Source organism: Streptomyces sp. NPDC032126 (genome assembly GCF_055580085.1).
In genome coordinates, this window is record NZ_JBVIMA010000001.1 from 1612018 (window position 1) to 1635705 (window position 23688).

The following is a 23688-nucleotide window of genomic DNA, read 5'->3' on the forward strand; positions in this document are numbered from 1 at the left end:
TCGAGGGCGTCGCGATCCTGGTGGCCCGGCGAATCAGACCAGCGCACCGATCACACGCTCGCTCATTGCTTCACATCGGAACTAGTCGTCTAGAACAGCGCGCGATACGTCTGCCAATCCGAGGCGAGGGTGTAGGTGGAGCCGAATGTGCCGTCGCCCCAGCCCTTGTTCCGCAGGAGCTTGCCGTCGGTCGTACGGGAGACGAGGTCGGGGAAGCCGTCGCCGGTCACATCGCCGACCGCGATGATCGCGTTGCGGCCGGCGCCCCAGTCCCGGAACACCAGCGTCCGCGGCTTGAAGCCCCCGGTGCCGTTGCCGTCGTAGCGCCACAGCTCGCCGCCGGCGTCCCGCGCGATGAGGTCGCCGATGCCGTCGCCGGTCACATCGGCGGCGCCGACGATCGTGTAGCCCTTCCAGCCGCTGCCGACGCGCACCCCCGCGTCGAAACGGCCGTAGGCGTTGGACTTGTACAGATAGAGGTAGCCGGTCGCGGCCTGGCGGGCCAGCAGGTCGGGGCGGTGGTCGCCGGTGAAGTCGTCGGCGGCGACGACGGCGTCGAAGCCGCCCCAGCCGGAGCCGACCAGCGTGCGCTCGGCGTCCGGCAGGTAGACGCCCGTGCAGCCGCCGGAGTACCGGTAGAGGTTGCCGTCGGTGGTCCTGCCGAGCAGGTCGGAGCAGCTGTCGCCGGTCATGTCGCCGACGGGGACGAGGCGGGTGCCCGGACTCCAGCCCGACCAGCCGCGGGAGCTGGACAGCGTGCCGTCGGAGAACCGATGGGCCTCCAGCAGACCGGAGTCGGTCATCGTGTACAGCTCGCCGTATCCGTCGGTGTCGGCGTCGCGGACGGCGGAGCGGCCACCGGAGAGCCACAGGCTCCCGGCCGGGAGGGTGCGGACGGCGCCGCCGTCGCCCGGGTCCACGGTCATGGTCCAGTGGTAGCGGCCGCTCACCACCTTCTCGCCCGCGTCGCTTTTGCCGTCCCAGGTGGCGCGGACGGCGGCGCCCTCGTGGGAGGTGCCGGTCAGGGTGCGCACGGTGGTGCCGTACGCGTCCTTGAGGGTGAGCTTCCAGGACGCGGGCGGGCGGGTGAGCCGCCAGGTGCCCTCCCACAGGTGGTCGCCGGCCTGGCGCAGGTCCACGGTGGGGTCCGCGCGCCAGTCGAACAGGCTGATCCGCGACCGCGGCACCGTCACCGGGCGGATGTGGATCAGCCGCTCGCCGTCGGCGTAGGCCACATGGCCGCCGTACCGGTCGACGGTCAGCATGCCGATCCACGCCCCCTCGGGGACCGTGAAGAAGGGGGTGGTGGTGGCCGGGGCGCCGCCGCCGAGGTGGAAGTCGGTGAGGGTCACCGTGCGCCCGTCCTGGGACCGCTGGATCAGGTAGCCGTCGCCGACCTTGGCGGGCAGCGCGCCCGGCACGGGGATGTTCTTGCCGGTGGTGTGGTCCCACACCCCGGCCTTGCCCGACGCGGAGCAGCGCCAGTACAGCCACCGCCCGACCGCCTGGAGGTCGTCGGGGACACAGCCGGAGCCGAGTGTCACGTTCGCCGAGTCGGCCTTGGTGACCAGGTCGTAGGAGTTGACCGTGCCGGCGGTGCTGCCCGGCTTCCAGATCTTCGTGCCCCAGATGGACACGGCGGTGACCGGGCGGGTGTGGATCTGCCCCGGGTAGGGCACGGCCGGGTCGAAGGAGCCGATGCGCTGGGTGTCCCGGTCGTTGACGGCGACGTACGAACCGCCGGCCGCCACCACGCGGTCCGGAGACTCCCAGGAGAACGGGCCGAGTCCGAGCTCGCTCTTGGGAGCGCCGCCGCCGATGGCGTCCTGGCCGCCGAACGGCGTCATGTAGGCGACCCGGCCGTCGCCCAGCGCCCACAGATCGGAGTAGAACCCGCTGCACGTGTACTCGGCGGGGTCGACGTTCTCGCAGGGGTAGTCCGTCCAGACCTGGGAGGCCGCGAGGTGCCGCGGCCCCGGCTGCGGGGTGCCGACGGCCGGGAGGTCGAACTCCCACAGGCCGCGTTTCTCCTCGGGGTCGGCCGTTCCCAGCACGCTCAGCTTCCCGCCGCCCAGCGCGAGGGTCTCGATATAGCCGTTGAGGTCGCCCCTGGTGCCGAGCGGGAACACGATCTCGTCGTCGGCCGCTCGCGGCGCGGCCGCCGCGGGGCCGGGGGAGAGGCCGAGTCCGCCGACAGCCAGCGCGACGGCGGTTCCGATCGTGAGCGAGGTGTGTCTGATCGCGCGCGTGGTCATGCGAGCCCCCTGGTGGACGAGAAGTCCCATTCGTCGTCTTGGAAGCTATGACCCTCGGAACTCGCCATGGGTTGTACACAGTTGAATGATCGTCCGGCCCGGGTCCGGCTCAGCTCCGAGGGCACCCCGCATCGTCAGTGGCCCGGGCTACTGTGCAGCCGCATGAAGATCGAATCACTTCTTGAGGACCTGGAGAGCGACGACACCACGCGCGTCCAGGCCGCAGCCGCACGCCTGGCGGAGCAGGCCGACGTCGTGGTGCCCACGCTGCTGCGGGAAGTGGCCGGTGTGCGGCGGACCACCGATCTGCAGCCGGTCATGCGGGTGTTGAGGCACATCGGGCCGCCCGCCTTCGACGCCCTGCTGGCGGCCTGGCGCCGCAAGGAAGTGGCGGACTGGCAGGCGGGGCGGTTCCTCGGGGTGTTCGACGAGCGCTCCGCCGACCAGTACGCGGCCCTGGCGGCCGACCCGAACTACGGCGCGTCCGGCAACGGCTTCCAGGGACTGGTCAGACTGCGGACGGACTCCGAGGCGGGGCTGCGGGCCCTGGTGGAGAGCTACGCCCGTGGCCGCCTCGTCCCGTACAAGGCAGTCGACTACGCCCGCCTGCTGCACGACTCCTTCGGGCCCCGGCTGCGTGCCCTGCGCCGCGACCCCGCCGCGTCCCCGAGGACACGACGGGGCGCGATGGCGGCGCTGGTGGCGGGCGGTGGCGTCGACGCGCTGGACGAGCGTGACCGCGCGGCGATCGAGCGGCTGATCCGGGTGAAGATCCCGCACGAGATTCCGAGGCTCCCCGCGTCGACCCTCAGCGGTTGGTGGATGGCCGTGCCCGGGGCGTCGTACGAGGGCGTCTTCGAGGCCCTGGACCTGCACGACCGGCGGCCCGTCACGGTCGTCGCCGGTGTCGAGGCGACGGAGAGCCGGGAGATCCGGATACCCGGGCCGGACGGCACGGGCCACAGCGTCGGGCGGGTCTTCGTCACCCCGGAACTGGACGGCTGGCGCCTGGTCTTCGGCCCCTTCGACCTGCTGGTCGGCGACGACCCCTGGGACGGCATGATCGAGACGGTCGAGCGGCTCAGCGCGCACTGCGGCCAGGCCCAGCTCTTCTTCCTCGACGACGCCGGCGGCTCCGACGTGTGGATGGTCGCGGAGAACGGCACGGTGATCCGTCGGTACGCGGCGGAGAGCGACCCCGAATGGGAGGGCGATCCGCTGCCGTGGGAGACCCTCGCGGCCGACGACCCCGACTTCGACCCCGAGTACGACGAAGCCCCGCCCAACGCGGGCACCGCGGGCGCCCGGTCCGCCTGCCGGTACCTCTCGGTCGACCCCGGCGAGGTCGGACCGGACACGGCGGTACGCGGCCACGGCTGGCTCGCCCTCACGGCACCGGGCGTCGGCCACGGCGCCTTCCCGGGCACGCTCCCGATCTGAGCCCCCGCGCACGAAGACGTCCGTCCGCACCGGGAGACGAGCGCCGGATCGCCCCCTGCTAGGGTGCGCCGATGTCGTTGATCAAGAAAATCCAGGTCACCTTCGACTGCGCGGACCCCGAGCGCGTCGCTCGCTTCTGGTGCGAGGTGCTGGGGTACGTCGCACCGGCGCCGCCGGAGGGATTCGCCACGTGGGACGATTACTGGCGCTCGCTGCCTCCCGAGCAGCGGGGGGCCTGGTTCTCGTGCAGCGATCCCTCGGGCGAGGGCCCGCGGCTCTACTTCCAGCGCGTCCCCGAGGGCAAGGTCGTCAAGAACCGGGTCCACCTGGACGTCCGGGCCGGCACCGGGCTCGTGGGTGAGGAGCGCCTCGCCACGCTCCAGGCCGAGTGCGATCGACTGGTCGCGCTCGGCGCGGAGTGCGAGCGCGTGCTGCTCGCCGATGAGGAGAACGAGTCCTGCATCGTGATGCGGGACATCGAGGGCAACGAGTTCTGCCTCGACTGAGCGCCCCGGCGGCGGACCGGGCCCGGCGTGGCCGGTCGCCTCAGGCGGTGACCTTGGCGATGAACGCGGCGAGGTTCCCTGTGGTGCGCCGGATCTTCTCCTCCAGGGTGAGCGTCTCGTGGAGCCGGGCGCCCATGCCCGCGTCCCTCTTGCCGCGCACGTACAGCGGGCAGGCGAGGTCCGCGCACATGTAGGCGCCCACGGTGTTGCCCTGCTGACCGGCCTTGCCCGCTCTCGGGGCGACCATGAGGGAGACGCCGCCGGTGTGGGTGGTCATGCAGATCGAGCACATGCTGCGCCGCGTCTGCCAGGACGCGGCGCCCGTGCTGCGCAGGGCGAGCGCGGTCGGGCGGCCGTCGAGCTCGGTGACCAGGTAGGCCCGGTCGGGGGCCTGGGGGTCCCGCCAGCCGAGGAAGTCGAGGTCGTCCCAGGGTTGCTCGGCCAGGTCGCGGGGGACGTTCAGGCGCTTCGCCTCGCCCTTCGTGCAGTTCACGAACGCGCCGCGGATCTCTTGTTCGGTCAGTGGCCTCATGAGCAGCACGCTAATTTGCCTAAAGTGTTTAGGCAACTCCATACTGGCTGTAGCTGGATGGGAGAGAGATCATGGTTCGAGTGGGGCTGACTCCGGAACGGCTGACCCGGGCGGGGGCGGAACTCGCCGATGAGGTCGGCTTCGAGCAGGTCACCGTCTCGGCGCTCGCCCGGCGGTTCGACGTCAAGGTCGCGAGCCTGTACTCGCACATCAAGAGCACGCAGGACCTCAAGACCAGGATCGCCCTGCTCGCCCTGGAGGAACTCGCCGACCGGGCCGCCGACGCCGTCGCCGGGCGGGCCGGCAAGGACGCGCTGGCCGCCTTCGCGAACGCCTACCGCGACTACGCCCGGGAGCACCCCGGCCGCTACGACGCCGCCCGGCTGCGACTCGACACCGAGACGGCGGCCGCCAGCGCGGGCGTCCGGCACGCACAGATGACGCGCGCCATCCTGCGGGGCTACGACCTGACCGAGCCGGACCAGACACACGCGGTCCGGATGCTGGGCAGCGTCTTCCACGGTTACGTCAGCCTGGAGTCGGCCGGAGGCTTCAGCCACACCCCGGTCGACTCCCAGGCGTCCTGGCTCTGGATCCTGGACTCCCTCGACGCCCTGCTGCGGAACGGGAACTTTCCCTCCCACGCCGGCTGAATCGCGTAGCTCAGGGCCGCGTGCAGCCGTCCACGTCGAGGCAGATGGCGCCATCCGCGTTGAGGAGGCAGATCAGGGCTCCTGACGCCGCCATGGCCTCGGCCTGGAAGTCCAGGTCCAGTACGGCGAGGGGATCCTGAGGGGTCGTCGGGTCCCACAACCGCAGGACCCCGTCCGTGTGTGAGACGGCCAACAGATCCCGCGTCGCTCCGGCGGAGCCGACCCGCAGGGGCGTCATCCGCGCGATGGGCTCCTGACCGCCGTCGCCGAGCGTGCCACCACGCCTGCGACCGGCCACGTCCCACAACGTGACGGACCTATGGTCACAGAGCGCCAGGACGGGCTCGGGCAGTTGGAGGAGCGCCGCGCCGAGGCTCGGGTAGAGCCCCGTGTGCGGCATTCTCCACACCCGCCGAGGGCGGTCGGTGTCGAGGAGGAACGTGACCTGCTCCAGGCGCTCGATGCCCCGATGCCGCCTGATCCGGATCCGGGTCGCCAGGACCAGGGCACCTCCGCCGGGCTTCGCCAGCACGGCGTCGAGATGGGTACGGTGGCCGAGTCGCCAGGTCCGGACGCCGTCGCGGACCACACCCCACCGGCGCCACCAGGCCACGTGGCGGGGGTCGACCGGACAGCTGATGTCCCCGCGGGTCCACTGCGCGGACAACGTGGTGCCGTCCGGTCCGCGAAACGGCACCTTGGTTGCGGATGCGGTGATCTCCTGCACCAGGTGTCTCAGTTCCTCCGTCTCCGACCACATGGGCGAGATCTCCGGGTCAGGGGCGCTCATCCCGTGCAGGTGAAGCCGCCAGGCCTCCTCCTCGGCGAGCAGCTCTCCTGTCGTGGCGTGGTACAAGCCCACGTGGCGGGCCGTATGGAAGGCGAAGGCGTCGCCGTGATCCGGCGTCCGGACGGCCCATACATTGTGGCCGCGGGGCGAGCCGCTGTATTCCGGCTGGTGGCCGAGGTCGGTCACCCCGGTGATCGTGACCGTACTGTCCTTGCCCGTCAGGGACATGAGCAGCAACTCGTCGCCCGTTCCGCGGGCGACGCCGAGACCGCCGTCACTGCCGTGGGGCGGGACGTCGGCGACGCTCAACAGCGCCGTCCGCAGGCCCGTCGCCGCGCGCCAGAGATCCAGGGTGCCCCGGTGTCCGTGCGCGGGGGACAGCACCAGGTGGCCCGGCAACCCCGGCACCGCCACCGCCCTGCCGTACATCCTGGCGCCCAACAGGCGGACGGGAACGGGGGCGTCGGAGACGAAACGCCGATCCGACGCCGTGCGGCTGTCCACGGCCGCGATGAGGCCGGGCGATCCGTCCTCTTGTTCGTAGACGCTGAGACCGGTGCATCCGCCGCTGGGGAGGTGGACCATGGTGCGTGCCCCGGTGCGCAGGTTCTGGAAGACGAGCGGCCCTTCACGAGGAAGGCACTGGACGATGAGCGTGTCCCCGTCGCCGGTGCACATCGCCGCGACGCGGAGGTGAACCTCTGTGCCGACGGGAGCGTCCACCACGTCGACGCGCTGCCACGTCGTCGGATCCCAGATCTCCCAGCGCGGCCACTCGGGCAGGGCCAGCCAGTCGTGCCCCCGCCCGTTCGGAACGGTGAGCAGCCGGCGGGAGTTCACCTGGCGGGGCAGGACGTGCGGATCGGCGACCGGCTCCAGGGCGACCGGGTCCCAGAGATGGACCCGGGGTGGGTGACCGTCGTCCAGCAGAGCCACCACCGTGCGGCCGTCGCTCCACCTCAGCGTGGCCAGCGCGGTCAGTCTGCCGCAGTCGACCGTGAACACCCGTGTGCCGCGGCTCTGCAGACGCGTGAACTCGGCCCACAGCGGCTGCCAGGGGAGACCCGCTGCGCGCCATCCGGACGGGTCGGGCAGAGAGCCGTTCTGCCGCGCTTCGACGAGCGCCCGCAGGGCCCCGCGTTCGGCCGGGGCCGCGCCCGCGAGGCGGGGGTGCGCGGCGCACACGGCGGCGATGGCGCCGGGCAGGGCCGCGCCCCGTGCCCGGGACCGTACGGCCTGGACGGCCACCGCGCCGGGATCCAACTGGTCGAGCAGGTGCGGGCGGTCCGCCAGCGACTGCCAGGCGTCGGCTCTGGCGACATGGGTGGCCAGGTGGTGGACGAGGTAGGGGTTGGGCGGGGCGGGCAGAGCGGCCTCGGCGGTCCCGGCCAGCGCCTCGGCGATGCGGCGGTGCCGACGGGCGGGCCGCGCTCCCTTCGCGGCGGCGTAGTGCTCCTCGAACGTGCGGTGGGCCAGCCGGTAGACGCTCTGGCCGTGCTCGGCGTCGAGCATCACGTAGGGTGCCGCTTCCTCCAGCAGGGCGTCGAGGGACTCCTCGCCGACGGCGGCGCGGGCGGAGTGGTTCGGGGCCAGCGCCCGCGCCGCGGTGAGCCAGATCCCGTCCGCGCGGGGCAGACCGCGGCCGGCCGCGCACGCGAGCGCCTCCAGCAGCGGCCCGAACGCGGGCCCGCGCCGGGCGATCCGCTCGGCGGCGAAGGCGAACAGGTCCCGGTACTCATGGGCGAGGAGCCGCGTACGGCGGTCGCGGCGGGCGGGGGAGAGCAACTCCGGCTGGGCGATGAGCTCGTGGACGGCCAGCCGGGCGTAGAGGAAGGGCCGGTCCCGCTTGCCGATCTCCTCGCTCACCGCCTGGTGCTCGGATCCGGCGTCGGGGAAGGCGGCGTCGAGGCGGCGGCGGACGTACGCGGCGGCCGCGGCGCCGTCCCGGCCCACCGTGATCCGGGTGACCGGGTGGTCGGCGTCGTCGCCGAGGGCGTCCAGGAGGTCCGTGTCCAGCGGGGCGGGCGCGTCAGGACCCTCCTTGGTGGAGGCGCGGGTACCCACGACCACGCGGACCCCGTCGACCCCGGCGAGGCACGCCAGCACCTCCCGGGCGATGGCCGTCGGCTCCTGGGCCTCGTCGAGGGCGTCGGCCAGGACGGTGTACGGCTCGGTCCGCCGCCGCAGCGCCGCGAGGATCGTCTCCATGGTGTCGACCTCGGCCGGCAGCGCCAGCGCGTCCGCGAGGCGCCGCACCACCTCGGCGGTGGTCGCCCCGGTCAGGTGCAGGACCGTGTCGAAGACATGCGGTGGGGGAGCGCCCGCGGCGTCGGCGGGCTCGATCATCCCGGCGCGTTCCAGAAGCGTGCTCAGTTCGGGGCGCGACCGCATGAGCAGATGGCCGAGCAGTGCCGACTTCCCCGTACCCGCCTCGCCGGTCACGACGAGCAGACCGGTGCGCCGCGCGCGCAGCCAGTCGGCGATATGTCCGCTCTCCTCCCGGCGCCCCACGAAGTACCAGGCGAGCTCGCCCTGTTCGGCGCCCTGGGCCTTGGGCAGGAAGTGGCCGCGCTCGTCCGGCGACAGGGTGGTGAGGAAGGCCCGCAACTCCGCGTGGACGTCGAGCGGCGCGGTGACCGGCCCGGCCAGGGGACGGCGGATCAGCGGCGCGGCCCGGAACAGCCCGCGGTCCTGCACCCACCCCTGGTCGCCGAGCCGGCGCTCCACCCGGCCCACCAGGTCGCGCAGCGGAACGGTGGGGTCGTTGTCGGAGTAGCCGGCCAGCGCCGCCTTCAGCGCCTGACGGAAAAGGCCCAGGTAGGCCGCTCCGTACCCCGCCGCGCCGATGACTGCGAGACGGTCGATGCCCTCGGTCTTGAGGAGCCGGGAGTACAGCAGTTCCATGAACCGCTGTGCTCCGCAGGCCTCCACGACGATCAGTGCCCAGGCGTTCTCGTCCGCTGAGCGGGAGCGCCACTCCGAGGCCACGTACTCGGCGAAGGACTCGGGGTTGACCGCGCCGTCGGTCATCGGTGACGGGGAGTCCTGCGCCGCCAGCCATGCGGCGCCCGGCCGGGCCTCCCCGTGCCCGGCCCAGTACAGCAGCGAACTGCGGGGCGCCGGCGGATGCGCCCACGACCGCAGCCGCCGGCCGACCGAGGACAGATCACGCCCCTCCGCCTGCCACCGGTCCTGGCGTCCACCGAACGGTTCGAGCAACTCGGCGATGCGGTCGGCCTCTTGGCCCGCGTCGAGGGCGGAGAAGTGGTCGTAGCGGTCGATCGTCACGGGGACGAAGGAGAAGTCACCCATGCGCCACCACCAGGACGTGCTGCCGTACCGCCGAGAAGCCGCCCGAGGTGGCCTCGATCCGGTACAGCCCGGGACGGGTCGGCCGGGTCTCGCCCCACAACCGGCCGTCGCGGGCGGCGAGCCGGGGTCGGTCGGTCTCCAACTGCGTGGCGGCGTCGAACACCTGGCAGACCGCCGCTCCCGGGCCGCCCGCCACGTCGACCTCGATCGGTAAGGGCTGCCCCGCCGACACCATGTCCGGCACGTGCAGACCGGGCTCGGCGGCCCCGAGGGGCGGCCCGAGCGGGCGTTCCGTCAGCAGCGCGCCGACCTGCGCGAGCGTCTCGTCGCTGCGCGCGAGGGCTCCATGGCTCTGGGGGACGTGGAAGGGGCGTTCGCCCGGCGGAGCGGCCGCGTCCCGGTAGACGGTCCCGTCACCGCGCCGGTCGGTGACCCCCGTCCCGTCGGGTACGCATTCGTGCAGCTCCGCCGTGCCCGCCGACAGTGTCAGGCTCTGGCCGGTGCGCTGGCCGACGCCGACGACCGCGCGCAGCTGCGGCAGCGGACGCGCCCGGATCCTGTCCTGGCGGTCGAGCGCCTGCCGGGCCAGCTCGCGATCGCCGCCGAGCGCCGCGGCGTCGTCGGCGGTGAACCTTCTGAAGGTGCCGCCGGGTTCCCTGACACAGCGGTATCCGGGCAGCAGTTCATGGAGCCCCGGCAGGGTCCGGGCCAGGGCGTGCAACCGGCGTCGCGGCAGCGGCAGGGGGCCGCCCCGCCCCGAGCCCAGCAGGCCGGCGGCCAGCACCGAGCCGGAGAACGGCGTGCCCAGCGTGATCGACATCCGCACGTCCCGGGCGCCGCCCAGGTCGGTCATGAACGCGTGGGCGACCAGCCCGCCCAGGGAGTGGCCGACCAGGACGAGCCGAGCCTCGCGGCCGCCCCGAGGGTGCGCCTGCCACGCCCTCAGGTGATCGTCGGCCGCATCCGCCAGCCGGGCCGCCGCGTGCGACACGGACAGCCGCCAGTCGTAAGGGAAGGGCAGTACGGCGTCGGGGTGGGCCACCGTCCGGCGGACGGCGGAGAGCAGCCTCGTGTAGGGCTCGAAGCCGCGGAGCATCGGCGCGAAGGCGGGGAAGCGCAGTGGCCGGGTGGCCGTGACGCGGTCGGTGCGTCCGTCGCGCTCGTCGTCGGTGACGTGCAGCGCGGCCAGCGCGTTCCCGGTCGTCCACGCATCGGCGTACCAACGGGCGTCCGAGGCACCCCACAGGACGCGCCCGGTCGACGTCTCCACGATTTCACTGCCCATGATCCCGGGAAGGACGACGACGGCGTCGCGGCACGCGTCCGCCGTCGGAGATGCTGCTGCCACGCCGTTCCCCCCATGAGCACGCCTCAAATGGCAGCAGAATAGGGATACTCACGGCATCGCGGGCGCGCTTTCAGGAGATGCCGTGCTCCTCGCGCAACGCGATCCGGGCCAGCTTGGTGAGCATCATGCCGTTGCGGATCGATACGACGTAGTCCACGGGGAGCCCGTGCATCCGGATGCCGGGGCCCCGCAGGGGATGCCAGTCGAGAACGAACAGGGTGTTCTCGCCCCAGGGGATCAGGTTCATGGCGATGCGGGCCGCACCGAAGGGACCTGCCTTCGCTTCCAGCTCCAGACGGCGTTGCGGCTCACAGATCCGTACGACACAGGTGTCGTCGAGGACGAGCGGGCCGACGCCGACGCGGACCTGAAGGCGGGCGCCCACCTCCGGCCAGTGCGGGTCCGCGGTGATGACGCGTTGCGTTCCGGAGACCCATTCTCCGTAGCGATGGCCGTCGGACAGCAAGCCCCAGACCTTGGAGGGCGAGCTCAGGATCAACCGGCGATTCCGGGACATACCGACCACGCTAGCCGCGCGGCCCACCTCCGGCACCGTGCGCTGCTCCGACCGGGTGACGCCGCCGAGTTGTCCGTGAACACCCACGGAATTGTCCGTGATCCGTAACGGACGGATCCCCGGGCCGCCGTCGCTCGTCCTGCCTGGTGGTCGGAAGGCGACCAGGGATGGCGAGCAACTGCGGGAAAGCGGGGCGGACATGGCGCGGCACGGCGGGCGGGGCTGGTACGGCAAGGTGGTCGGGTCGGCGCTCGGGGTGACGGTGCTGGCCGCCGGCGCCGCGGTGTGGACCGCGCAGGCCGATGTCGTGGGCGGCGCCTCGCCCCGGGCGTCCGCGTCCGCCACGCCGGGCAGCGCCATCAAGCCGGTGGCCGTGACGATCGTGCACGCCTCGGACCAGGGGGCGCACGGCGTCAACATCACCATCGACGACGGCCCCGACCCCGTCTGGACGCCCCAGGTGCTCGACGTGCTGCGGGAGTTCGGCGTGAAGGCCACGTTCTGCATGGTGGGGACGCAGGCGCAGGCCCACCCGGACCTCGTGAAGCAGGTCGTGGCGGCCGGGCACCGGCTGTGCGACCATTCCGTGTCCCACGACACCGCCATGGACAAGAAGTCCCAGGCCTACCAGTCGCAGCAGATACTCGACGCCGAGCGCATGATCACCGAGGCGTCCGGGGGCGTGCGGCCGATGTACTACCGGGCGCCCGGCGGCGCCTTCACCCCCTACAGCCGTCAGCTCGCCGCCTCGCGGGGCATGCGCCCGCTGGGCTGGAACGTGGACTCCAAGGACTTCGAGCGGCCGGGCGCGGACGCCATCGTCGCCACCGTCGAGCGTGAGGTGCCCAACGGGCCGACGATCCTCTTCCACGACGCGGGCGGCGACCGCGCCCAGACCGTCGCCGCCCTGCGCCGGATCCTCCCCTGGCTCAAGCAGCAGGGCTACTCGTTCGGCTTCCCGGTGCGCTGAACGACGGGCACAAGCCCGAGCCGGTCGAGCCCTTCGCGCCTCAGATCGCGGCGCGGATCGCCCGCTCGAACTCCTCCACGTGGCTGCGGGCCAGCCGCGCCGCCTTCTCGGGCTCACCGGCGACGATCGCGTCGATCAGCGGCCCGTGCTCCTCGACATGGCCGGCCATGTCGGACAGGCGGTCGATGAACAGGCACCAGATGCGGGTGGCCAGGTTGTCGTGACGGACGAGGGTGTCCTCCAGGTACGGGTTGTGCGCGGCGGTGTAGATGGCGCGGTGGACCTGGAGGTCCAGGTGCATCAGCGCGGCGGCGTCCCGCCGGCCGTGGTCCGCACTCTGCAGTTCCCGCCGCAGGGCGGTGAGGGCCGCCCGGTCGGCCGCCGTCGCGCGCCGCGCGGCCTGCGCCGCGGCCAGCGGCTCCAGTTCCTGCCGCACCTCGGAGATATGGGCGAGGTCGGTGATGTTGACCTCGGTGGCGAAGGTGCCGCGCCGGGGATACGTGGTGATCAGCCGCTCGTACTGGAGCCGCTTGAGGGCCTCGCGCACGGGCGTGCGCCCCACGCCCAGGGACTGCCCCAGCTGTTCCTCGTTGATCGGCGCGCCGGGGCGGATGTCGAGCATGACGAGCCGGTCGCGGATGGCGCGGTAGGCGCGTTCGGCGAGGGTCGGCTCCTCGCCGGCCGACTCGGTCGCCACCTGATGCATGGATGCCCCCTTGACCTCTCCGGCGAGCTCCCATACCGTACCGCAGAGTCTGATATATCAGTTGCGCACTAGTTGGGCCCCAGGATGTCGTCCCCCAGGATGGTGCACAGATGGCAGCGAACACCTCGCCCACCTCGTCCCTCTCCAGCCCGCTCCGCGACCTCGACCCGGACATCGCCCTCGCCGTCGACGCCGAACTGCACCGCCAGCAGGCCACCCTTGAGATGATCGCCTCGGAGAACTTCGTCCCGGCCGCCGTCCTCCAGGCGCAGGGCTCCGTCCTGACCAACAAGTACGCCGAGGGCTACCCCGGCCGCCGCTACTACGGCGGCTGCGAACACGTCGACGTGATCGAGCGGTTGGCCATCGCCCGCGTGAAGGAGCTCTTCGGCGCCGAGGCCGCCAACGTGCAGCCGCACTCGGGCGCGCAGGCCAACGCGGCCGCCATGTTCGCGCTGCTGAAGCCCGGCGACACGATCCTCGGCCTCGACCTCGCGCACGGCGGTCACCTCACCCACGGCATGCGCCTGAACTACTCCGGCAAGCTGTACGACGTCGTGCCGTACCACGTGCGCCCGTCCGACCTGCGCGTCGACATGGACGAGGTCGAGCGGCTCGCCCTCGCGCACCGCCCGAAGATGATCGTCGCCGGCTGGTCGGCGTACCCGCGCCGGCTGGACTTCGCCGCGTTCCGCCGGATCGCCGACGCGGTGGGCGCGTACCTCCTCGTGGACATGGCGCACTTCGCCGGACTCGTGGCAGCGGGGCTCCACCCGAACCCGGTGCCCTACGCCGACGTCGTCACGACCACCACCCACAAGACCCTCGGCGGCCCGCGCGGCGGGGTGATCCTCAGCCGCGCGGACCTCGCCAAGAAGATCGACTCGGCCGTCTTCCCCGGCCAGCAGGGCGGCCCGCTGCAGCACGTCATCGCGGCGAAGGCGGTCGCCTTCAAGGTCGCGGCGGGAGAGGAGTTCAAGGAACGCCAGCGGCGCACCCTGGACGGCGCCCGCATCCTCGCCGGACGGCTCCTCGCCGACGACGTGGCCGAGGCCGGGATCAGCGTGCTGACCGGCGGCACCGAAGTCCACCTCGTCCTCGTCGACCTGCGCGGGTCCGCGCTCGACGGACGGCAGGCCGAGGACCTGCTGCACCGCGTCGGCATCACCGTCAACCGCAACGCCGTGCCCTTCGACCCCCGCCCGCCGATGATCTCCTCGGGGCTGCGGATCGGCACCCCCGCCCTCGCCACCCGCGGCTTCGGCGCGCCGGAGTTCCGCGAGGTCGCCGACATCATCGCCGAGGCCCTCAAGGGCGAACGGCCGGACGACGAACTGCGCGCCCGCGTCGGGAAACTGACGTCCGCCTTCCCCCTCTACGCCGACGGAGCCACGGCATGAGCACCCAACCCCTCCCGGAACACCCGGACTTCCTCTGGCGCAACCCCGAGCCGCGCTCCTCCTACGACGTCGTCATCGTCGGCGCGGGCGGCCACGGCCTGGCCACCGCCTACTACCTCGCCAAGAACCACGGCATCACCCGCGTCGCCGTCCTGGAGAAGGGCTGGCTGGCCGGCGGCAACATGGCCCGCAACACCACGATCATCCGCTCCAACTACCTGTGGGACGAGAGCGCCGCGATCTACGAACACGCCCTCAAACTGTGGGAGCGGCTCCCCGAGGAGCTGGACTACGACTTCCTGTTCAGCCAGCGCGGCGTCCTCAACCTCGCGCACACCCTCCAGGACGTCCGCGAGGGCAGGCGCCGCGTCAACGCCAACCGCCTCAACGGCGTCGACGCCGAGTGGCTGGAGCCGGACCAGGTCGCCGAGGTCTGCCCCATCCTCAACGTCTCGCCGCGCACCCGCTACCCGGTCCTCGGCGCCACCTTCCAGCCCCGCGCCGGCATCGCCAAGCACGACCACGTCGCCTGGGCGCTGGCCCGCCGCGCCGACGAGCTGGGCGTGGACCTGATCCAGGGCTGCGAGGTCACCGGCTTCCTCAAGGACGGCGACCGGGTCGTGGGCGTCGAGACCGACCGCGGCCGCATCCACGCCGGCCGGGTCGGCCTCGCGGCGGCCGGGCACAGCAGCGTGCTCGCCGAGCGGGCGGGCGTACGGCTTCCGGTGCAGTCCCACCCGCTGCAAGCACTCGTCTCCGAACTGCACGAACCGGTGCACCCGACCGTCGTCATGTCCAACCACGTACACGTCTACGTCTCCCAGGCCCACAAGGGCGAGCTGGTGATGGGCGCGGGCGTCGACGCGTACAACGGCTACGGCCAGCGCGGCTCCTTCCACGTCATCGAGCAGCAGATGGCCGCCGCCGTCGAGCTGTTCCCCGTCTTCGCACGGGCGCACGTGCTGCGCACCTGGGGCGGCATCGTCGACGTCACCCCGGACGCCTCCCCGATCATCGGCGCCACCCCGGTGGAGAACCTGTACGTCAACTGCGGCTGGGGAACCGGCGGTTTCAAGGCCACCCCCGCCGCCGGCTGGACCTTCGCGCACACCCTCGCGACCGGCCGGCCGCATCCGCTGAACGCCCCCTTCGCCCTCGACCGCTTCCGGACGGGCGCGCTGATAGACGAGCACGGCGCCGCAGCCGTGGCCCACTGAGGAGGACCCCGTGCTGCTCATCACCTGCCCGTGGTGCGGCCCCCGGGACGAGACCGAGTACCACTACGGCGGACAGGCCCACGTTCCCTACCCCGAGAACCCCGCCGGCCTCACCGACGACCAGTGGGCCGCGTACGTCTTCTACCGCGACAACCCCAAGGGCCCCTTCGCCGAGCGCTGGGTGCACAGCACCGGCTGCCGGCGCTGGTTCAACGTCCTGCGCGACACCGCCACCCACGAGGTGCTGACCTCCTACCGGCTCGACGAGCCCCGCCCCGGAGGCGACCGATGACCGACCAGCCCCACCGGCTCGCGCAGGGCGGCCGTATCGACCGCGACACCGTCCTGCGGTTCACCGTCGACGGACGGGAACTGACCGGCCACCCCGGCGACACCGTCGCCTCGGCGATGCTGGCGAACGGCCTCGTCCAGGTCGCGCCCTCGCTCTACCGCGGCCGCCCGCGCGGCATCGTCGCCGCCGGCGTCGAAGAGCCCAACGCCCTGATCCAGCTGCACGGTTCGTGCTCGGAGGGCATGCTCCCGGCCACGACCGTGGAGCTGTACGACGGCCTGTCCGCGACCACGCTCCGCGGCCTGGGCCGGCTCGACCCGACCCCCGACCCGGCCGTCTACGACAAGAAGTACGTCCACACCGACGTCCTGGTCGTCGGAGCCGGCCCCGCCGGACTCACGGCCGCCGCCGCTGCCGCACGCGCCGGCGCGCGCGTGATCCTCGTCGACGAGCGGCCCGAGCCCGACGACGGGGAGTGGGCCGCCGAGCCGCGCGCGGCTCTCGAAGCCGCCCCCGAGGCGATCGTCCTCCACCGCACCACGGCCTTCGGCTCATACGACGACAACTACGTGCTGGCCCTGCAACGGCGCACCGACCACCTCGGCGCGCAGGCCCCCCAGGGCGTCTCGCGGCAGCGGCTGTGGCACATCCGCGCCCGCCAGGTCGTCCTGGCGACCGGCGCGCACGAGCGTCCGCTGGTCTTCGCCGGCAACGACCGGCCCGGCGTGATGCTCGCCGGCGCGGTGCGCACCTACGTCAACCGGTACGCGGTGGCCCCGGGTTCGCGGGCCGTCGTCGCCACGACCAACGACAGCGCCTACGACACCGTCGCCGACCTGTACGCCGCGGGCGTCGCGGTGGCCGCCGTCGTGGACGCGCGCGCCGAACTGTCCCGGCGGGCCGCCGAGGCCGCCGCGGCGACCGGCGTGCGGGTGCTGGCGGGCAGCGCGGTCGTCGACACCTCGGGCGACGCCCGGCTCACCGGCGTCACCGTAAGGCGCCTCGACGCCGATGGTGAACTCGCCGGCTCCCCCGAGCGGTTCGACTGCGACCTGCTCGCCGTCTCGGGCGGCTGGAGTCCGGTCGTCCATCTGCACAGCCAGCGCCAGGGACGGCTGCGCTGGGACACCGGACTCGCCGCGTTCGTCCCGGACGGGACCGTACGGGACCAGCAGGTCGTGGGCGCGGCACGGGGGACGTACGACCTCGACGCCTGTGTGGCCGAGGGGGCGCGCGCCGGTGCGCTGGCGGCGACGGAGGCCGGGTTCCCGGTGCCGGTGCCCGCGGTCGCCCACCCGGACGCACGGCCCGAGGTGCGCGCCCTGTGGCTGGTGCCGGGTCCCGACGACGGCTGGGACACCCACTTCGTCGACCTCCAGCGCGATGTCACCGTCGCCGACATCCGGCGCTCCACCGGCGCCGGGATGCGCGGCGTGGAGCACGTCAAGCGCTACACCTCGCTCGGTACGGCCAACGACCAGGGCAAGACGTCCGGCGTCAACGCCATCGGCGTCATCGCAGCCCTCCTCGGCGGCTCACCGGGAGAGATCGGCACCACGGCCTACCGGGCGCCGTACACCCCGGTCGCCTTCGCCGCTCTCGCCGGGCGGGAGCGCGGTGAGCTGTTCGATCCCGAGCGGACGACGTCGATCCACCGCTGGCACGTCGCCCACGGCGCGGAGTTCGAGGACGTCGGCCAGTGGAAGCGCCCCTGGTACTACCCCCGGCCCGGCGAGGACAGGGACACCGCCGTGGCCCGCGAGTGCCGGGCGGCCCGCGAAGGGGTCGCCTTCATGGACGCCTCCACCCTCGGCAAGATCGAGATCTGGGGCGCGGACGCGGGCGAGTTCCTCAACCGGATCTACACCAACGCCTTCAAGAGGCTCAAGCCCGGCACGGCCCGCTACGGCGTGATGTGCAAGCCCGACGGGATGATCTTCGACGACGGGGTGACGCTGCGCCTCGACGACAACCGCTACTTCATGACCACCACGACCGGCGGCGCCGCCGCCGTCCTGGACTGGCTGGAGGAGTGGCTGCAGACCGAGTGGCCCGAACTCGACGTGCACTGCACCTCGGTGACCGAACAGTGGGCCACGATCGCCGTCGTCGGCCCGAAGTCCCGCCAGGTCCTCGCCCGACTCGCCCCCGGCATCGACCTGTCGGCGGAGGCCTTCCCCTTCATGGCCTTCCGCGAGACCACCCTCGCCTCCGGCATCCCGGCCCGCGTCTGCCGGATCTCCTTCTCCGGCGAACTCGCCTACGAGATCAACGTATCGGCCTGGTACGGCCTGGCGGTCTGGGAGCAGGTGTACGCGGCCGGGCAGCCGTACGGCATCACCCCGTACGGCACCGAGACCATGCACGTCCTGCGGGCCGAGAAGGGCTACATCATCGTCGGCCAGGACACCGACGGCACGGTCACCCCGCAGGACGCGGGCATGAGCTGGGCGGTCTCTCCCCACAAGGACTTCATCGGCAAGCGGTCCCACTCCCGCGCCGACACCTCCCGTTCCGACCGCAGGCACCTCGTCGGCCTGCTCCCGAGCGACCGTACGACCCGACTGCCCGAGGGCACGCAACTCGTCGCTCCGGACGCCTCCTTGGACACCGTGCCCGTGCCGATGCTCGGCCACGTCACCTCCAGCTACCACAGCCCGGCCCTCGGCCGGCCCTTCGCCCTCGCCCTCGTCGCCGGCGGGCGGGACAGGATCGGCGAGACGCTGCTCGCGCCGGTGGGCGAGGAACTGGTGCCCGTCGCGGTGACCGACCCCGTCCTCTACGACCCCGAAGGGACCAAACGCGATGGCTGAGCCGACGACCGACCTGCGGGTGAGCCCCCTGGCGCATCTGGACGAGCGGATGCGCGCCGCCACGGTCACCGGGGCGCGCGGCGTCACGCTGACCGAGCGGCCGTTCCTCACCATGGTGAACGTGCGCGTCGATCCCGCGTCCGAGGCGGCGGACCGCGTCGGGAAGACCTTGGGGGCGCCGCTGCCCCGGCAGTGCGGCGGCACCGGCACGTCCGGACCGCACACGGCGGTCTGGCTCGGCCCCGACGAGTGGCTCGTCGTGTCCCGGGCCGAACCAGCCTCCCTGACCGCGGAGTTGACGGAGGCGCTGGGCGGCGCCCCGGGCTCGGTGGTGGACGTCTCCGCGAACCGCACCACCCTGGAACTGAGCGGCCCGGCCGCCCGGCAGGTGCTGGAGAAGGGCTGCCCGGCGGATCTCCACCCCCGCGCCTTCGGCCCCGGCCGCGCGGTGTCGACCACGGTGGGCCCGATCGGGGTACTGCTCTGGCAGACCGACGAAGCACCGACCTACCGCCTGTTCCCGCGCTCCTCGTTCGCCGACCACCTCGCCCGCTGGCTCATCGACGCGATGAGCGAGTACGGCGGCCCGGAGGTGCCCTGAGAGTTCTGGTGAGCTGGACGGCCCCCGGTCCGCCACCGGCGGGGCCGCGGTCGGTGCGGCCCCGCCGAGGCATCTCAGCGGTCCTTGGCCAAGGCGTACAGCTCCCGCAGGAGGCCGCCCTCCGTGGCGATCAGCTCGTCGAAGGTGCCCTGTTCGCGGACGCGTCCCCGGTCGAGAACGATGATCCGGTCGGCGAGGCGCACATTGTCGAGCCGATGGGTCACGACGATGGTGATCCGGTCGGCCGCCTGCTGTTTGAGCTGGTGGAAGATCCGGTGCTCACCGCGGGGGTCCATCTCGCTGGTCGGCTCGTCGAGGACGAGCACGGCCGGCTCCCGGTACAGGGCGCGGGCACAGGCCAGTCGCTGCCATTGCCCGCCGGACAACTCGTGCCCGCCCCACACCGAGCGGGCGAGCAGGGTGTCGAGCTGGTCGGGCGCCGCGCGCAGCACCTCGGCCATGCCGACCCGTTCGGCCGCCTCCCAGACCCTCTCGTCGCCGTGCTCCCGTGGCTGGCCCAGGTTGATGTTCTCGCGGGCGGCCAGGGGCCAGCGGCCGTACCGCTGGGGGACGAGACCGACGTGCGCCCACACCGACTCCGCGTCGGCGGTGGCCAGATCCGTGTCGTCCCACCTGACCGTGCCGCCGCCGGCCACGGTCAGTCCGGTGAGCAGCCGTACGAGCGTGGACTTGCCGGCGCCGTTCTCGCCGACCACCGCGACCACCTCGCCCCGCCGGAAGGTCAGGGAGAGGGGATGCAGCGCGGGGGTGTCCTTGCCGGGATAGGTGTACGAGGCCTCCTCCAGCCGGACCTCGTGGGGCGCGTCGGCCCGGGTGTCGCCGCGTCGCACGGCCGAGGACCGGTAGGTGTCGATGAACTCCACGTAGTCGTGGAGGTAGAGGCCGTGGTGGAACATGACGGCCCCGTAGCGGACGATGCTGTTGAGGGCTCTTCCGGAGGTCTGGGAGGCGACGACGGCCGTCCCGGCGACGGCCGTGCTCATCGAGCCGGCCAGGACCAGGCCCGCCAGGGAGGCCCACATGCCGAGCGTGAAGATCCCCGAGAGCGAGGCGGCGAGCAGGGTGACCAGCAAGTAGGGCCGGGCCCCGGCGAGTTCGCGTCCTTCGACCCGCTCGCACATCGTGCGGTACCAGTAATGGAGGTACGGCCGCATGGTGTTGGCGCGCAGCTCGTCGGCCAGCTCGGCCGTTGTCAGCCACCACCGCATCATCCCGCGGACGTTGCGCGCGGAGATGGTCCGGTCGTGCACCCGGTAGTCGATGCGCGCGGCGATGACACCGCCCAGGCCGCGCGGGACGACGGACAGCAGCAGCACGCCGAGCAGCAGCGGATGCAGACTCGTGAGCACGCTCGCGGCGGAGACCAGCTGGACGAACCCCTGGGTGAGCGTCTTGGCGTCGTCGGCCAGGTCGACGGCCCGCATCGCCCCGATCTCCGCGGCCTGACTGGCGTCCTTGAACCCCTCCTGGTCGTACGCGGACAGCTCGACCCGCATGTGCAGATCGATCATGGTGAGGTCGGCGGCTGAGGCGACCTGCGGGTTGAGGCGCCGGGTGGCCCAGTCCGCCAGGATCCACGCCGCGGAACCTCCTGCCATCGCCGTCACCGCCACCGTCAGCGCCGGCAGCGCCTGCTCCAGCCCGGCACGCGGGTCGTCGGCGCCCAGCAACCGGCCCAGCGCGGCGGAGACCGAGGTCAGCATGAGGTACGTGCCGACGCCGGACAGCAGCTGGCACACCACGATCGTGATCACCATGCGGCGGTCCACCGACCAGGCCAGCCGGGCCGTCTGGGCGAGGGCCTGCGGGATCCGGCGGGCCATCTCCCACAGACCGGCGTCCTCCATCGCCCTGCGGTGCCGGCGGCCCTTGTAGTCGAGCTCCGGCGGCGGTGACGGCCGGGGAACGGCCTGCCGCGCCCCCGGGACCACGACGGCGGACGGCGAGGCGTCCTGCGGCTCTTCGGCCAAGTGCCGCGTCGCCTCGTTCATGCTCGCCCCCTTGATGATGCGCGCGAGGAGGAGGCGGAGGCGTGGCGCGCGCCGTCAACCGTGAGCCCGAGGCCGGTGGGGCCGGTGGCGCCGAGAGGGCGGGATTCGAACGCGGGGCAAAGGGTGGTGGGGGCAGGCCGAGTATGCATGAGTCCTCCTCGACTCGACGGAAAAAACGCTGAGTGCCCCGACAACGTCCCTGATCAACCGCGTGTAACGGGTCGGCGCGGGCGAAGCGTCGGTCGTATGTGCGAGTTGACCGGCGCGGCCCGGACGCCGCTTGAGAATCGGGCCGCAATGCCATGTTCGAACCACCCGTGTGAGGGTGTGTCACCCTTCCGGGGAATTGCGGGGGTGGCGGTGGACGTCCGGACGGGCGGTCCCGCGAGCCGTGAGGGGCCCGCGGCGTCCGGCGGCCGTACTGTCGAATCCCGCCCCGAGGAGGACTTCCGATGCGCAGCGTGACCTATTCGATGGGCGTCTCGCTCGACGGCTACATCGTCGGACCGGACGGAGGCTTCGACTGGACGGAGCCCGACGAGGAGGTGTTCCGCTTCGTCACCGACGAGTTCCGAGAGGTCGGCGTCCATCTGCTGGGACGACGGCTGTACGAGACGATGCTGTACTGGGAGACCGCCGACCAGGATCCGACGCTGGACGAGACGATGCTGGAGTGGGCCGCCCTCTGGAAGCCGCTGCCCAAGGTGGTGTTCTCCACCACGCTGTCCTCGGTGCGGGGCAACGCCCGTCTGGCCTCCGGTGGCCTGACCGAGGAGATCGAGCGGCTGCGCGCGGAACCGGGCGAGGGGAGCATCGCGATCGGCGGCGCCACGCTCGCCGCCGAGGCGGCCGCGGCGGACCTGATCGACGAGTACGCGGCCAGGATCTACCCGGTGCTGGTCGGCGGCGGCATCCCGTTCTTCCCCCGGCATGAGCGCCGCGTGAACCTGGAACTCGTCGAGAACCGCACCTTCAGCCGGTCGAACGTCGTATATGTCCGCTACCGCGTGTCACGCTGACCAGCGGAACTCAGCGGAACTCGTGGACCACCTGGATCTCGCCGACGATGTGGGCGTTGAAGTCGTCCAACTCCTCTGCCGGGACCCAGAGTTCGAGGATCGTCCGTCCGCCCGCCCGCTGGACGGGATACCGGCTCAAGAATTCCGACTCGACCTCGAACCGGGTGACGAAGCCGGCGCCGTCGTGCTTCACGTTCCAGTCCCGGGCGATCCTGATCGCGTAGTCCTCGTTGAGGACCGGGTAGAAGATCGGCTGCTCGGGCAGCCGGGGCGGCCAGGCACGCCAGTTCAGCTCCCGGACCAGGTCCAGCTCCGTGGGTCCGGTCGGGCGCCACAGGGTCGTCGTGGGTCGCCGACTGGTCATCCGTATCGCCCTCCGTACGTGGCCGCCACGGGGAGGGCAGGCCGGGAGACCGGACCCTACCGGCACCGCTGACACGGCAGCCACGCGGTTTCCGCGCTCGGGGTCAGCGGGGGAACGTGGTGATCACGCGTCCGTGTGCTGGGTGATGAAGTTCCATACGAGGTCGATGAGTTGGTCGGGCTGTTCGATCTGGGGGAGGTGGCCCGCGCCCTTGATCAGGGTGTACGCGGCGCCGGGTATGGCGTCGGCGATGGCGCGCCCGTAGTCGGGGGAGCAGATGCGGTCGGCCTCGCCCCAGGCGACCAGCGTCGGATCGGTGACGCCGGCGAGCCGGTCCAGGAGCGTGGCGTCGCTCATGGCGCGTCCGGCGTAGAGGGCCAGCGCGGCCCGGTTCCCGGGTATCGCCTCGCGCGCGGCGGGCGGCAGGCTGTCGGGGTGGGTGAAGTGGGCCGCGGGGTCGGCGTAGGCGAGCGCGGCCACCTCGGCGGGGGTGAGGGAGAAGAAGTCGGCGACCGGGTGGCCGGGGACCTGGGCCCCGACTCCGTCGACGATGACGTAGCCGGTGGCGCGGGCGGGGGCGCGTACGGCCATCTCGGCGGCGATCCAGCCTCCGACCGAGTTGCCGACGACGGTGACGTCACGCAGGTCGAGCTGCTCCAACAGGCCGGCGTAGAGGGTCGCGAGGCCGGTGACCGACGTCAGGGAGTCGGGGCGTGTCGTGCCGTTGAAGCCGGGGTGCGTGGGGGTGATGACCCGTGCCGCGCGGGAGGCGGCCAGGCGGTTCGCCCAGGGCTCGACGGTCAGGGGTCCGCCGCCGCCGTGCAGCAGGAGGACGGGACGGCCCGTTCCGTGGTCGGTGAAGGTGACGGGGGTGTCGTGGAGGGTGAGGACGGTGGTCATGTGGGGCTCCGTTTCCCGGGCGCGTGCCGACGGACGGAAGC

Annotated in this window: 19 protein-coding genes; 10 read left to right on the forward strand and 9 right to left on the reverse strand. The window is 72.5% G+C overall.

Going from position 1 to position 23688, the window contains the following annotated elements; translation table 11 throughout:
• Positions 1-89: 89 nt before the first annotated feature.
• Positions 90-2255: an FG-GAP repeat domain-containing protein gene (locus ACZ5NW_RS06855; RefSeq protein WP_468742650.1), complete on the reverse strand. Its 2166-nt coding sequence runs from the start codon at positions 2253-2255 to the stop codon at positions 90-92.
• 162 nt (positions 2256-2417) lie between these two features.
• Here ACZ5NW_RS06855 and ACZ5NW_RS06860 point away from each other — a divergent pair, with 162 nt between their 5' ends.
• Together ACZ5NW_RS06860 and ACZ5NW_RS06865 are read left to right on the forward strand one after the other, a co-directional pair.
• Positions 2418-3695: a hypothetical protein gene (locus tag ACZ5NW_RS06860; RefSeq protein WP_468742651.1), complete on the forward strand. Its 1278-nt coding sequence runs from the start codon at positions 2418-2420 to the stop codon at positions 3693-3695.
• A gap of 71 nt (positions 3696-3766) precedes the next feature.
• Positions 3767-4201: a VOC family protein gene (locus ACZ5NW_RS06865; protein WP_468742652.1), complete on the forward strand. Its 435-nt coding sequence runs from the start codon at positions 3767-3769 to the stop codon at positions 4199-4201.
• A 40-nt stretch (positions 4202-4241) separates the two neighbouring features.
• Here the strand turns inward: ACZ5NW_RS06865 and ACZ5NW_RS06870 are convergent, their stop codons facing one another.
• Positions 4242-4733: an FBP domain-containing protein gene (locus ACZ5NW_RS06870; protein WP_468742653.1), complete on the reverse strand. Its 492-nt coding sequence runs from the start codon at positions 4731-4733 to the stop codon at positions 4242-4244.
• 71 nt (positions 4734-4804) lie between these two features.
• On the opposite strand from ACZ5NW_RS06870, the gene ACZ5NW_RS06875 reads away from it, so the two are divergent.
• Positions 4805-5386 (forward strand): TetR/AcrR family transcriptional regulator, encoded by a 582-nt coding sequence (locus ACZ5NW_RS06875; protein ID WP_468742654.1) that lies wholly within the window; start codon positions 4805-4807, stop codon positions 5384-5386.
• A gap of 10 nt (positions 5387-5396) precedes the next feature.
• On the opposite strand, the gene ACZ5NW_RS06880 is transcribed toward ACZ5NW_RS06875, so the two are convergent.
• The 3 genes from ACZ5NW_RS06880 to ACZ5NW_RS06890 form a co-directional block, all read right to left on the reverse strand.
• Positions 5397-9488 carry a hypothetical protein gene (locus ACZ5NW_RS06880; RefSeq protein ID WP_468742655.1) on the reverse strand — a complete coding sequence of 1364 codons (4092 nt, stop codon included), beginning with the start codon at positions 9486-9488 and terminating at the stop codon, positions 5397-5399.
• Positions 9481-10836: an esterase/lipase family protein gene (locus ACZ5NW_RS06885; RefSeq protein WP_468742656.1), complete on the reverse strand. Its 1356-nt coding sequence runs from the start codon at positions 10834-10836 to the stop codon at positions 9481-9483. Before ACZ5NW_RS06885 ends, ACZ5NW_RS06880 begins: the two co-directional genes overlap by 8 nt.
• 70 nt (positions 10837-10906) lie before the next feature.
• Positions 10907-11353 (reverse strand): SRPBCC family protein, encoded by a 447-nt coding sequence (locus ACZ5NW_RS06890; protein WP_468742657.1) that lies wholly within the window; start codon positions 11351-11353, stop codon positions 10907-10909.
• A gap of 199 nt (positions 11354-11552) precedes the next feature.
• On the opposite strand from ACZ5NW_RS06890, the gene ACZ5NW_RS06895 reads away from it, so the two are divergent.
• Positions 11553-12323: a polysaccharide deacetylase family protein gene (locus tag ACZ5NW_RS06895; protein ID WP_468743009.1), complete on the forward strand. Its 771-nt coding sequence runs from the start codon at positions 11553-11555 to the stop codon at positions 12321-12323.
• 40 nt (positions 12324-12363) lie between these two features.
• On the opposite strand, the gene ACZ5NW_RS06900 is transcribed toward ACZ5NW_RS06895, so the two are convergent.
• A complete protein-coding gene (locus ACZ5NW_RS06900; RefSeq protein ID WP_468742658.1) occupies positions 12364-13029 on the reverse strand; it encodes a GntR family transcriptional regulator in 666 nt (221 codons plus the stop codon).
• A 110-nt stretch (positions 13030-13139) separates the two neighbouring features.
• Here ACZ5NW_RS06900 and glyA point away from each other — a divergent pair, with 110 nt between their 5' ends.
• Genes glyA through ACZ5NW_RS06925 form a run of 5 tightly spaced genes read left to right on the forward strand, consistent with a single transcriptional unit; the run spans position 13140 to position 19352 of the window.
• Complete coding sequence (gene glyA, locus ACZ5NW_RS06905) at positions 13140-14429, forward strand: serine hydroxymethyltransferase (RefSeq protein ID WP_468742659.1); 1290 nt, start codon at positions 13140-13142, stop codon at positions 14427-14429.
• Positions 14426-15646: a sarcosine oxidase subunit beta family protein gene (locus ACZ5NW_RS06910; RefSeq protein ID WP_468742660.1), complete on the forward strand. Its 1221-nt coding sequence runs from the start codon at positions 14426-14428 to the stop codon at positions 15644-15646. The genes glyA and ACZ5NW_RS06910 overlap by 4 nt, the downstream gene beginning before the upstream one ends.
• 10 nt (positions 15647-15656) lie before the next feature.
• Positions 15657-15938 carry a sarcosine oxidase subunit delta gene (locus ACZ5NW_RS06915; RefSeq protein ID WP_468742661.1) on the forward strand — a complete coding sequence of 94 codons (282 nt, stop codon included), beginning with the start codon at positions 15657-15659 and terminating at the stop codon, positions 15936-15938.
• On the forward strand, positions 15935-18751 hold the full coding sequence (locus ACZ5NW_RS06920; RefSeq protein WP_468742662.1) for a sarcosine oxidase subunit alpha family protein: 2817 nt from the start codon (positions 15935-15937) through the stop codon (positions 18749-18751). Before ACZ5NW_RS06915 ends, ACZ5NW_RS06920 begins: the two co-directional genes overlap by 4 nt.
• Positions 18744-19352 carry a sarcosine oxidase subunit gamma gene (locus ACZ5NW_RS06925; protein WP_468742663.1) on the forward strand — a complete coding sequence of 203 codons (609 nt, stop codon included), beginning with the start codon at positions 18744-18746 and terminating at the stop codon, positions 19350-19352. The genes ACZ5NW_RS06920 and ACZ5NW_RS06925 overlap by 8 nt, the downstream gene beginning before the upstream one ends.
• Before the next feature lie 74 nt (positions 19353-19426).
• Here ACZ5NW_RS06925 and ACZ5NW_RS06930 read toward each other — a convergent pair whose 3' ends face one another.
• The gene (locus tag ACZ5NW_RS06930) at positions 19427-21364 is read right to left on the reverse strand and encodes an ATP-binding cassette domain-containing protein (protein ID WP_468742664.1); all 1938 of its coding nucleotides are present in this window, start codon (positions 21362-21364) and stop codon (positions 19427-19429) included.
• A gap of 452 nt (positions 21365-21816) precedes the next feature.
• On the opposite strand from ACZ5NW_RS06930, the gene ACZ5NW_RS06935 reads away from it, so the two are divergent.
• Positions 21817-22383 carry a dihydrofolate reductase family protein gene (locus ACZ5NW_RS06935; RefSeq protein ID WP_468742665.1) on the forward strand — a complete coding sequence of 189 codons (567 nt, stop codon included), beginning with the start codon at positions 21817-21819 and terminating at the stop codon, positions 22381-22383.
• Between the two features lie 10 nt (positions 22384-22393).
• On the opposite strand, the gene ACZ5NW_RS06940 is transcribed toward ACZ5NW_RS06935, so the two are convergent.
• Both ACZ5NW_RS06940 and ACZ5NW_RS06945 read right to left on the reverse strand, forming a co-directional pair.
• Positions 22394-22747, reverse strand: coding sequence for a hypothetical protein (locus ACZ5NW_RS06940; protein WP_468742666.1), 354 nt, complete (start codon positions 22745-22747; stop codon positions 22394-22396).
• 123 nt (positions 22748-22870) lie between these two features.
• Positions 22871-23647, reverse strand: coding sequence for an alpha/beta fold hydrolase (locus tag ACZ5NW_RS06945; protein ID WP_468742667.1), 777 nt, complete (start codon positions 23645-23647; stop codon positions 22871-22873).
• Positions 23648-23688 lie beyond the last annotated feature (41 nt).

Bases quoted from the DNA above. Each gene is read 5' to 3' on its own strand.
- ACZ5NW_RS06855 (WP_468742650.1), bottom strand. From the start codon at position 2,255: ATGACCACGCGCGCGATCAGACACACCTCGCTCACGATCGGAACCGCC.
- ACZ5NW_RS06860 (WP_468742651.1), top strand. From the start codon at position 2,418: ATGAAGATCGAATCACTTCTTGAGGACCTGGAGAGCGACGACACCACG.
- ACZ5NW_RS06865 (WP_468742652.1), top strand. From the start codon at position 3,767: ATGTCGTTGATCAAGAAAATCCAGGTCACCTTCGACTGCGCGGACCCC.
- ACZ5NW_RS06870 (WP_468742653.1), bottom strand. From the start codon at position 4,733: ATGAGGCCACTGACCGAACAAGAGATCCGCGGCGCGTTCGTGAACTGC.
- ACZ5NW_RS06875 (WP_468742654.1), top strand. From the start codon at position 4,805: ATGGTTCGAGTGGGGCTGACTCCGGAACGGCTGACCCGGGCGGGGGCG.
- ACZ5NW_RS06880 (WP_468742655.1), bottom strand. From the start codon at position 9,488: ATGGGTGACTTCTCCTTCGTCCCCGTGACGATCGACCGCTACGACCAC.
- ACZ5NW_RS06890 (WP_468742657.1), bottom strand. From the start codon at position 11,353: ATGTCCCGGAATCGCCGGTTGATCCTGAGCTCGCCCTCCAAGGTCTGG.
- ACZ5NW_RS06895 (WP_468743009.1), top strand. From the start codon at position 11,553: ATGGCGCGGCACGGCGGGCGGGGCTGGTACGGCAAGGTGGTCGGGTCG.
- ACZ5NW_RS06900 (WP_468742658.1), bottom strand. From the start codon at position 13,029: ATGCATCAGGTGGCGACCGAGTCGGCCGGCGAGGAGCCGACCCTCGCC.
- glyA (WP_468742659.1), top strand. From the start codon at position 13,140: ATGGCAGCGAACACCTCGCCCACCTCGTCCCTCTCCAGCCCGCTCCGC.
- ACZ5NW_RS06910 (WP_468742660.1), top strand. From the start codon at position 14,426: ATGAGCACCCAACCCCTCCCGGAACACCCGGACTTCCTCTGGCGCAAC.
- ACZ5NW_RS06920 (WP_468742662.1), top strand. From the start codon at position 15,935: ATGACCGACCAGCCCCACCGGCTCGCGCAGGGCGGCCGTATCGACCGC.
- ACZ5NW_RS06925 (WP_468742663.1), top strand. From the start codon at position 18,744: ATGGCTGAGCCGACGACCGACCTGCGGGTGAGCCCCCTGGCGCATCTG.
- ACZ5NW_RS06930 (WP_468742664.1), bottom strand. From the start codon at position 21,364: ATGAACGAGGCGACGCGGCACTTGGCCGAAGAGCCGCAGGACGCCTCG.
- ACZ5NW_RS06935 (WP_468742665.1), top strand. From the start codon at position 21,817: ATGCGCAGCGTGACCTATTCGATGGGCGTCTCGCTCGACGGCTACATC.
- ACZ5NW_RS06940 (WP_468742666.1), bottom strand. From the start codon at position 22,747: ATGACCAGTCGGCGACCCACGACGACCCTGTGGCGCCCGACCGGACCC.
- ACZ5NW_RS06945 (WP_468742667.1), bottom strand. From the start codon at position 23,647: ATGACCACCGTCCTCACCCTCCACGACACCCCCGTCACCTTCACCGAC.